9 protein-coding genes are annotated in these 9748 nt (G+C 54.4%); 1 reads left to right on the forward strand and 8 read right to left on the reverse strand.

The window, feature by feature from the left end; all coding sequences use genetic code 11:
- Window positions 1-103 precede the first annotated feature (103 nt).
- The 6 genes from ACTBDZ_RS12065 to rlmKL all read right to left on the reverse strand — a co-directional run bounded on the left by ACTBDZ_RS12065 (window position 104) and on the right by rlmKL (window position 8193).
- On the reverse strand, window positions 104-274 hold the full coding sequence (locus ACTBDZ_RS12065; protein ID WP_438815488.1) for a hypothetical protein: 171 nt from the start codon (window positions 272-274) through the stop codon (window positions 104-106).
- 235 nt (window positions 275-509) lie between these two features.
- Window positions 510-1073 carry a membrane integrity-associated transporter subunit PqiC gene (gene pqiC / locus ACTBDZ_RS12070; protein WP_438815489.1) on the reverse strand — a complete coding sequence of 188 codons (564 nt, stop codon included), beginning with the start codon at window positions 1071-1073 and terminating at the stop codon, window positions 510-512.
- Window positions 1070-2719 carry an intermembrane transport protein PqiB gene (pqiB, locus tag ACTBDZ_RS12075; protein WP_438815490.1) on the reverse strand — a complete coding sequence of 550 codons (1650 nt, stop codon included), beginning with the start codon at window positions 2717-2719 and terminating at the stop codon, window positions 1070-1072. The genes pqiC and pqiB overlap by 4 nt, the downstream gene beginning before the upstream one ends.
- Window positions 2706-3944 (reverse strand): membrane integrity-associated transporter subunit PqiA, encoded by a 1239-nt coding sequence (gene pqiA / locus ACTBDZ_RS12080; protein WP_438815495.1) that lies wholly within the window; start codon window positions 3942-3944, stop codon window positions 2706-2708. Before pqiA ends, pqiB begins: the two co-directional genes overlap by 14 nt.
- Window positions 3945-4125: 181 nt before the next feature.
- The gene (locus ACTBDZ_RS12085) at window positions 4126-6045 is read right to left on the reverse strand and encodes an ABC transporter ATP-binding protein (protein WP_438815491.1); all 1920 of its coding nucleotides are present in this window, start codon (window positions 6043-6045) and stop codon (window positions 4126-4128) included.
- A gap of 3 nt (window positions 6046-6048) precedes the next feature.
- The gene (gene rlmKL, locus ACTBDZ_RS12090; protein WP_438815492.1) at window positions 6049-8193 is read right to left on the reverse strand and encodes a bifunctional 23S rRNA (guanine(2069)-N(7))-methyltransferase RlmK/23S rRNA (guanine(2445)-N(2))-methyltransferase RlmL; all 2145 of its coding nucleotides are present in this window, start codon (window positions 8191-8193) and stop codon (window positions 6049-6051) included.
- Window positions 8194-8405: 212 nt separating this feature from the next.
- Between rlmKL and ACTBDZ_RS12095 the strand changes: the two genes are divergently transcribed.
- Window positions 8406-9509, forward strand: a complete 1104-nt coding sequence (locus tag ACTBDZ_RS12095) for a YcbX family protein (RefSeq protein ID WP_438815493.1) — start codon at window positions 8406-8408, stop codon at window positions 9507-9509.
- 14 nt (window positions 9510-9523) lie between these two features.
- On the opposite strand, the gene ACTBDZ_RS12100 is transcribed toward ACTBDZ_RS12095, so the two are convergent.
- A complete protein-coding gene (locus tag ACTBDZ_RS12100) occupies window positions 9524-9667 on the reverse strand; it encodes a hypothetical protein (RefSeq protein WP_438815494.1) in 144 nt (47 codons plus the stop codon).
- A partial coding sequence (locus tag ACTBDZ_RS12105) for a hypothetical protein (RefSeq protein WP_438813920.1) occupies window positions 9648-9748 on the reverse strand: 101 nt, incomplete at its 5' end. The genes ACTBDZ_RS12105 and ACTBDZ_RS12100, both read right to left, overlap by 20 nt.

The raw sequence follows: 9748 nt of genomic DNA on the forward strand, positions 1-9748 counted from the left end.
GGTTACGGATGGTAACGTGGGGAGTACTCATGCTGATTGGTCTGCAAAAAGCAGTAATAAATTCAGAACTTCAGAATACCGTCAAGTCCCGAAAAAAGAAAAATCAGGTGCGGAATGACGGTTCAAACGGTATCTGTGCCAGATTATTCAGTAACCAACCGGCAACACGCTTACCGCTGGGGGTCTGCTGACTGAATGACGCTTCGATACGTGCGATAAGATCAATGCGCACATTGGCGTCAGGGTTAGCGGAATTGGCATCATCTTGCTGCATGTTAGTGCCCTGTCATTCGCAGTCATAATGTTATGCGATTAACATTGCAGTATCTGTGCCAAAAAATAACCGATTGATATTTATTAAGAAGATGTTTATGGGGGATTATTTAGAAAGGTGCAGTGCGCCATTATGGCGCACTGCGTGCAAGCAAATGCATAAAAACAGTGCCAGGAAATAAGAGATAAATCGTTATATTACATAATGTTAGATAAGCGTTTCCTATCTCTGCCAGCTACTCGCTGCGCTGAATCTGCGCGGCAATGGATTGAGCAACCTGCTGCCAACCTTGTGCCAGCGTTGTCACCAACGCATCATAGCCATCGTCGTTGACTGGCAGCACCAGATTAAACGGCTGGCGCAGCAGTCGATCGCCGCGTTGCAAGGTCCACTCCCCTTGCACCACCGCTTTTCCATCGTAGCGGCCCTGGAAGGCTTTCACGGTAACAGCCAGTTCTGAGGGTGCAGCACCTAAGGGTTGCGAACTTACCGTCCAGCCCGGCAGCCCGGCATTCAGGCTGCTTTGCAGCGTCTGTTGCAACTGCTGCTCCAACGGGCTGGCCCACAGGTTATTGCTGGCAATGACATAACGCACATCATTGGTCTGGTAAACCAGGCCCGACGTACTGAGATAATCCGCCAACGCAACGTCGGAAAGCCACAGCGTGCGGGCCGCAGTGAGATCCGTTTTACCCGCAGTCTCCACAGACGGCTGCGGCAGTTGGTAATAGGTTTTTGGCGTTGTACTGCTGCATGCACTCAACAACAACGCCATTGCCACCAGCCATCCTTTACTCATGGTTTCGCCCTCTTCGGTTGGGGATCTTCGCTCTCAGGCGCCTGGAAGATCAGTGCATTGCTTTTATCATTCAGCGTGCGCAATACCGGCTGCAACTCCCTTAACACCTGATCCAGACGCTGCATGTTTGCCACCAATCGGTTATAGGCCGGCGAGCCAGGCTGTAACCCTTGCATACTGCGGTTCAGCTCCTGTAGCGTTTGCTGCATGTCCTGCTGCAGCGATTGCATCGCCTTGCTGGAGGTTATCTGGTTTAACGAAGCGAGCGTCTTTTTCAACTCACGTAGCGTTGACTGGCTCTCTGCCAGCGTTTTGGTCGCTTCGCTCACCATTGGCGTTAACGGCAGGTCGTTGATCTTATCCAACACCGCCATCAGTTTTTGCTGGATTTGCGACAAACCGCCGCCCATGGTTGGCAACACCGGATACCCATCAACTACTCGCAGCGGTCCTGTACTGTTACCACGTGCTTTCGGGTAAAAGTCGAGATCGATAAACAAGGCGCCGGTCAGCAGGTTAGCCGTTTTCAATGAGGCACGCAGCCCCATAGCCTGTGCGTCGGCGAGCTGTTTCTGGTAATCAAACTGCTTACCGATGATCTTTTCAAAACGTGCAGGTTCAACGCGGATCAGCACCGGAATGCGATACTCCATGTTTATATCCTGCTTGAAGTTGGTCGTCACCAACGGCGCTTGGGCGACGGTTCCCAGACGAATGCCACGGAATTCCACCGGTGCCCCCACCTGCAATCCACGGATGGATTCATCAAAGAACATCACATATTCTTTGTACTCCGTGTAGAGCGAATCCTGAATACTGCGTTCGTTATCAAACAGCTGATATTGCGCACGATCTTGCACGCGTTCACCCAGATCCCAACCGGCCGGCACGTCAAAGCTAACGCCGCCGCTGAACAAGGTGGTCAACGATCCCATTTCCACCCGCATCCCCTGCGCTGACATATCCAGCGTAACGCCGCTGTCTTTCCAGAAACGGACATTGCTGGTCACCAGACTGTCGTAAGGTGCGGTAATAAATAGCTGATAGCGCATTTGGCGCGCCTTGGTATCGAACTCGCTGGTTTCAACCGAACCGACGCGGTAGCCGCGAAACAATACCGGATCGCCAGCGTTCAGTTGGCCCGAACGTTCGCTGTCGAGCAAAATGCGAATCCCTTTGGCATGCGGTGGTGCCAGCGGCGGCGAATCCAGCAACGCAAATCCACTGCGTGCTTCACCGCTCACCCCCGGCTGAAGTTCAATAAACGCGCCGGACAGCAGGGTACCTAGCCCGGAAACCCCTTCTCGGCCAATCTGCGGTTTCACCACCCAGAACACAGAATCATGGCGCAGCAACTTGCCCATACCGGAATGCAAGCGAGCCACAATCTCCACCTGGCGCAGGTCTTCACTCAACACCACGCTTTCCACCACCCCGACGTCCAAACTGCGGCTTTTGATGGTGGTCTTACCGGCCACAATCCCTTCGGCACTCTGTGTCGTTAGCGTGATCTGAGGCCCCAGGTGACTGAAATGGTAAAATAAAATCCAGGCTCCGATCAGCACCGTCACAATGGGCACAATCCATACGGGCGACCAGCGTTTAATCGCTTCTACGTTTGCGACAGAATAATTATTTTTCGCCAATGGCTGATCCCTCTTGATCATTATCACGCTGGCGATCCCACAACAAACGGGGATCAAACGTCATGGCGGCAAACATGGTCAAAATGACCACCAGCGCGAACAACACCGCGCCGATTGCCGGGTATACACTCATTAACTGGCCGATGCGCACCATGGCAGACAGTACAGCAATGACAAATACGTCGATCATCGACCAGCGACCGACAAATTCCACCATTTCATATACCACGTGCAGACGTTCATTGTCCTGACGTCCATTACCCGCCGCACTCCAACACAACCACGCCAGCGCCAGCATTTTAAGCGATGGCACCATAATACTGGCAATGAAGATCACCAGCGCCACCGGATAAGATCCCATCCCCCACAGCAGAATCACCCCCGACATAATGGTGGAGGTTTCACTACTCCCCAATGCTTCGGTGATCATGATCGGCAGCAGGTTCGAGGGAACATAAAGCAGCACGGAGGTTAACAGCAGCGCCAGCGTCCATTGCAGGCTGTTTTTACGTCGCGCATGGCCGTGGCGATGACAACGCGGACATTCCCACTGATCGGCAGGCAATATCGCCGTACAGCAGGTGCAGGAGCGCAGCCCTTGTGCCAAACCCGATCGTCCTGTCTGCGGTGCAAAGGGTAACGGTGGCGCAGGCGCTACGTCATTCCATACGCTGCGCCGATCCAGACTTTGATAGGCCAGTAGTTGCAGCAAACAAAACAGTACATAGGGCACAAAACCAGTGCCGACGCCAATTTCACCATAAGACATCAGCTTCACAAAGCTCACCAGCACGCCAGCGAGAAAAATTTCGGCCATTCCCCAGCTTTTTAGCCAGAAGAGCCAGGTTGCCATCAGCCGTTTTATCCGTGCTGACATGGAGGAGCGCAGCGACAACAGGATAACCATCACCATGGAAATCGCCGGGATCACTTGAACAAACAGCATAAACAGAAAGGCGACGCTGGCGTAATTATCGGACACCATCACCTGCGGGATCTCAAACAGTGAGATCTCACTGGTAATGCCCGCCACGCGCATATAAACAAAAGGAAAGGCATTCGCCAACGCCAGCATCAGCAAGGCGCTGAAGGCAAAACCGATGGAGCGCTGGCGCGCCTGATTCTGGCGGTTGGCCAAGGTTGATTTACAGCGCGGACACACCGCCTTTTGCCCATGCATCAGGGAGGGTAATTCCACCAGCATGTCGCACTGGGGGCACAACATGTAGTCGTCATGCCTTGCATTATGATTGCACACGCTCCGCCTCCTTTATCTTTCGCCGCGCGGCACCCCGGTCAGGCGCGCCGCCGCCGTTACCTGTAGAAGGCTCGTGTTCCCACGGCACGGTATATCGTACGCGTGGTTACCGTCAGAAGGCATCTACCTGTTGGTAGTATACGCAACGTTAGCCGTTTTTCTGCGTTTCCAACGCTTCCCAGCGCTCAAAACACACTTCCAGCTCCTGCTCCGCGTCTGCCAATGCATTCAATACCTTTTGCGTTTCATCACGCGGACGGGTAAAGAAATCAGCATCGTTCATTTGCGCTTGTAACGCCGCAATGGACTGTTCCAGTTGTTCGAGTTTCTGGGGTAACTGCTCCAGTTCGCGCTGCTGGTTATAACTGAGTTTACCGGTTTGACGTTTAGCGCTGGGTGCGCTCTGAACGGTCTCTTTACTCTCTGCTGACTTTTCCGCCGCCGCAGGCACGGATTTACGCAATGGCACCGTTTCAGCGCGCTGCTGCTGTGCATCATAATAACCGCCAACATAGCGGTTAATACGCCCATCCCCTTCGAAAATCCAGCACTCGGTGACCGAGTTATCCACAAATTGACGGTCGTGGCTCACCAGCAGCACAGTGCCTTGATAGCTGTCGATCAACTCTTCCAACAGTTCCAGCGTTTCCACATCAAGATCGTTGGTCGGTTCGTCAAGAATCAACAAGTTGCTGGGTTTTAGGAACAAACGCGCCAGCAGCAGTCGGTTACGTTCACCGCCTGACAGGGCTTTTACCGGCGTCATTGCCCGTTTGGGATGGAACAGAAAATCTTGCAGGTAGCCCAGCACATGGCGAGAACGGCCGTTAACCATCACTTCCTGTTTGCCTTCGGCCAGGTTATCCATCACGGTGCGCTCAGGATCGAGCTCCGCGCGGTGCTGATCAAAATAGGCAACTTCCAACTTGGTGCCGCAGTGAACGCGACCGTGCGTCGCTTGCAGATCGCCCAACAGCAGTTTCAACAGCGTGGTTTTGCCACAACCGTTTGGCCCGACCAGCGCTATCTTGTCTCCGCGCAACACCTGGGCAGAGAATCCCCGCACCAGATTTTTATCACCGATGTGATAATCGACGTTTTCCAGTTCAAACACGATTTTGCCGGAACGGGCCGCTTCTTCAACCTGCATTTTGGCAGAGCCCATCACTTCGCGACGCTGTGAACGTTCCTGACGCATCGCTTTCAGCGCACGCACCCGGCCTTCGTTACGCGTGCGACGTGCCTTGATGCCCTGACGGATCCACACCTCTTCCTGCGCCAGCTTGCGATCGAATTCGGCATTTTGCAGCTCTTCCACACGCAACGCTTCTTCTTTACCCAGCAGATACTTGTCGTAATTGCCGGGCCAGGAGACCAGTTTGCCACGATCGAGATCGACAATGCGTGTCGCCATGTTGCGAATAAAGGAACGGTCATGGGAGATGAAAACGATACTGCCCTGGAACGTTTTGAGGAAACCTTCCAGCCAGTCGATGGTTTCGATATCCAGGTGGTTGGTCGGCTCATCAAGCAGCAAGACTTTCGGCCCACTGACCAGTGCACGGCCCAGTGCGGCCTTGCGCAGCCAGCCGCCAGAAAGCGAGGACAAGGGCGCATCTGCTGTCAGTCCCAATTGGGCCAACACATCGTGGATGCGATTTTCCAATTGCCACAGCCCTTGGGTTTCCAACGTTTCCTGAAGTACTGCCAGCTGGTTCAGGTTCTTATCGCTGGGATCCTGTTCGACCAGACGCAAAGCTTCATGGTAGCGTTTCAGGTAGTCGGCCTGCTCGGCCACCCCTTCTGCCACAAAATCAAATACGCTGCCCGCTACGTCACGCGGCGGATCTTGCTGCAAACGGGAGACGATCAGATCTTGCTCATAAACAATACGCCCATCGTCCAGCCGCACTTCGCGCGCCAGAATTTTCAGCAGGGTCGATTTCCCCGCACCGTTACGCCCTACCAGGCAGACGCGTTCATTTTCTTCAATGTGCAGTTCGGTGTTATCAAGTAAAGGCGCATCGCTGAACGACAGCCAGGCATCCGAGACGCTAATTAATGACATGACTTACTTTTCCTCGCCCGCGTGTCGCAGCAGCCAGCAGTTATGGATCTGGCGATTGCGGGCAAAATCTAATGAAAGGGTTTTCTCGCTGATTTCCGTGGCGCGAAGCCCAAGGGCTGCAATGCCCTGCTGATCCATCTGGAAACCGCGTTTGTTGTTTGAAAACAGAATGGTACCGCCTCGACGCAGCATACGCTGCAAATCTTTCATCAATGCCAGATGGTCGCGTTGCACGTCAAAAGCATCGGCCATGCGTTTCGAATTTGAGAACGTGGGCGGATCGATAAAAATCAGGTCAAACTGTTCGCGCGTTTCCTGCATCCAGGTCAGGCAATCCGCCTGAATAAGGCGATGCTGACGACCTGCCAGACCATTGCTGCTCAGGTTTTTCTCCGCCCATTCCAGATAGGTACGCGACATATCCACCGTGGTGGTGGTGCGCGCACCGCCCAACCCTGCGTGGACGCTGGCCGTGCCGGTATAAGCGAACAGGTTCAGGAAGTCTTTTCCTTTACTCATTTCGCCCAGCATCTTGCGCGCGATACGGTGATCGAGAAACAGTCCGGTATCAAGATAATCGGTCAGATTCACCCACAGCTTGGCGTTATACTCCTGCATCAGCAGGAAATCGCCCTTCTGCGCCAGTTTTTCATACTGGCTCTTGCCCTTTTGCCGTTCGCGGGTTTTTAACACCAAGCGATTGGCAGGCAGTTCCAACACGTGCAACGTAGCGTTGATAATATCAAACACGCGCTGGCGGGCTTTTTGCGGATCGACGGTTTTCGGCGGCGCGTACTCCTGCACTACCACCCAACTGCCATAACGATCGATCGCCACGTTGTATTCCGGAAGATCGGCGTCATACAGGCGATAACATTCTATACCCTGCTGACGGGCCCATTTTTCCAGTTTACGGCAGTTTTTGCGCAGTCGGTTGGCAAAATCCGGAGCAACGTCGGCGCTCACGCGCAGCGCAATGGTTTCATCCGCCGAGGCTTCAGGCGCAGCGCTGATACGGTAGTTTTTCTGTACGCAATCCAGCGGCCCGTTTTTGGCCTTAAACTGGCGTTCAGCACGCAACGGCAGGCTGGTTAACAGTTCCGGTGACGCACTGAACAGCGACAGCGTCCAGCCACCGAACTCACTTTTCAGCTTGCGGCCCAGCATATTGTGTAAGGCAATCAGAGCAGGCTCACTCTCCAGACGCTCACCGTAAGGCGGGCTACTGAGTACTGTTCCTGTCGGACCTTGCGGCAGCGGATTGCGCAGTTGCACCGCATCCTGTACCGAGAGGGTTATCAATTCGCTGACACCGGCACGGCGCGCATTGGTGCGCGCCAGCTCAATCACCCGGCTATCGTTGTCTGAACCGTAAAAACGGGAGATGGTGGTTTGCAGGCCTTGTTTGGCCCTCACCTGCGCCTCAGCCACCACGTCACGCCACAAATCGGCGTTATGGTTCAGCCAGGCGCTAAATCCCCAATGATCGCGGCGCAAGCCCGGTGCGCGATCGACGGCCATCATGGCGGCCTCAATCAACAACGTACCAGAACCGCACAGCGGATCGATCATTGGCGTACCCGGCTGCCAACCCGAGCGCAGCACAATGGCCGCCGCCAGGTTTTCTTTCAACGGCGCAGCGCCAGTGCCTTCACGATAACCGCGCTGGTGCAAACCTTCGCCGCTGAGATCCAGCGCAATGCTGGCCGTCTCGCGTTGCAGAAACACATTGATGCGAATATCCGGTTGCTGCTTGGCCACGTTGGGACGCTGACCGGTTTTACGCACAAAGCTGTCGACAATGGCATCTTTCACTTTCTGCGCGCCGTACTGGGAATTACGGATTTCGTCGTTAGTACCGGTAAAATGAACCACAAAAGCGCTGTCAACAGAGAACACGGAGGTCCAGTCAATGGCCTGAACACCGAGGTAGAGATCGAGATCGCTGTAGACCTTGCATTCGCCGAGCGGCAATAAAATACGTGATGCCATGCGGCTCCACAGCAAGCTATGATACATCAAACGGTCGTCACCCTGAAAATGCACGCCGCCTTGAACCAGGCTGCATTCCTGCGCACCTAATGCTTCAAGTTCACTTTTAAGCAGTTCTTCCAGACCACGCGCCGTGCTGGCAAACAGAGAATTCATAATACGACGACCACCAAGGTAAAAGGGTAGACCCAGACGACTTCGGGTTGCAGGAAAGCAATAAGTGGTTCGGGTGACCCCACACAGTCAGCGCACGTGCAATTTGAAGTATCACGGGTGTAACACATAAAATTGAGGCGCATTATAGCTAATCCCAGCGACTTGTCATAAAGTTGCGGCGTTAAAAACCTTTGAACAGATAGGCACTCTTGATGATTGGTGTTTCCCAACTGTACGTTCATCCGGTCAAATCCTTGCGCGGCTTGCAACTTTCCCATGCGTTGGCAACGCCCAGCGGTCTGGCGTATGACCGTTCATTTATGGTGACGGAACCCGATGGGACCTTTATCACTGCGCGCCAGTTTCCCGAAATGGTGCTGTTTACACCGGCGTTGCTGCCTGACGGCCTGTTTCTCACCGCACCTGACGGCGCTCAGGCGTTAGTATGCTATGCGGATTTCGCCCACACGCCACAGCCTACTGAAGTCTGGGGCACGCATTTTTCCGCCTGTATCGCACCCGATAACATCAACCAGTGGTTGAGCGGTTATTTTAAACGTCCGGTACAGTTGCGCTGGGTTGGCGACATGCCCTCTCGTCGCGTAAAGCGTTTTCCCGACATTCCGTTGGGTTTTGCCGACGGTTACCCTTATCTGTTGGTCAATGAAGCCTCTTTTCAGGCACTGCGCCAGCGTTGTAGCGCGGGGATCAAGCTGATTCAGTTCCGCCCTAATATCGTGGTGACCGGCGCTGATGCCTTCGCGGAAGACAGTTGGCAAACGCTGCGTATCGGTGAGGTGACCTTCGACGTTGTCAAACCATGCAGCCGCTGTGTATTGACCACCGTGAGCACTGAGCGTGGGCGCAAGCATCCCTCGGGAGAGCCGCTCGCCACGCTACAAGCCTTCCGCACGGCGGAAAACGGTGACGTGGATTTTGGTCAGAATATGGTGGCGCGTCAAAGCGGTATCATTCGCGTGGGCGATAGCGTCGAGGTGCTGGCAACCAAGCCACCGCGTCTCTATAGTGCAGGAACCTCTGCCGCAACGCTGGAAGCCCCCATTCAGGCGGAACAAGGCCTTTCCCTGCACTATCAGGGCAGAACGCTGCCGGGGAATAATCAGCAGATTTTGTTAGAGCAACTGGAGCAGCACGGCGTGCGCGTGCCCTATTCTTGCCGGGCGGGCGTGTGCGGTTGTTGCAAAATGACGCTGGTCAGCGGTGAGGTTTCGCCCTTAAAGAGGGGTGCCGTGCGCGAGGATGGCACTATTCTGGCGTGCAGTTGCGTGCCGCAGGGAGACCTGGTGCTCACCTGACAAGAATCTTTCCCCTACACCACCTTGGCATAGGGGAAGGATGCCGATGGCATCGCCCCTGCCAGCGCGCTCTGCTGGGGCAACAGGCGGTCATGCATGATTTTAATCGCTTCGCCTAAATAGCTGTTCCTAATACCGCTACACTTTTGCCTGTCCATGTTTTCCACTGGGAAACGGGCTGACGGTTTCCATGAAGCGGCGAACCTTGTTCAGTAACTGCCACATTGAACAGCATTGAT

This window comes from Symbiopectobacterium sp., from assembly GCF_051710365.1.
Lineage (GTDB): Bacteria > Pseudomonadota > Gammaproteobacteria > Enterobacterales > Enterobacteriaceae > Symbiopectobacterium.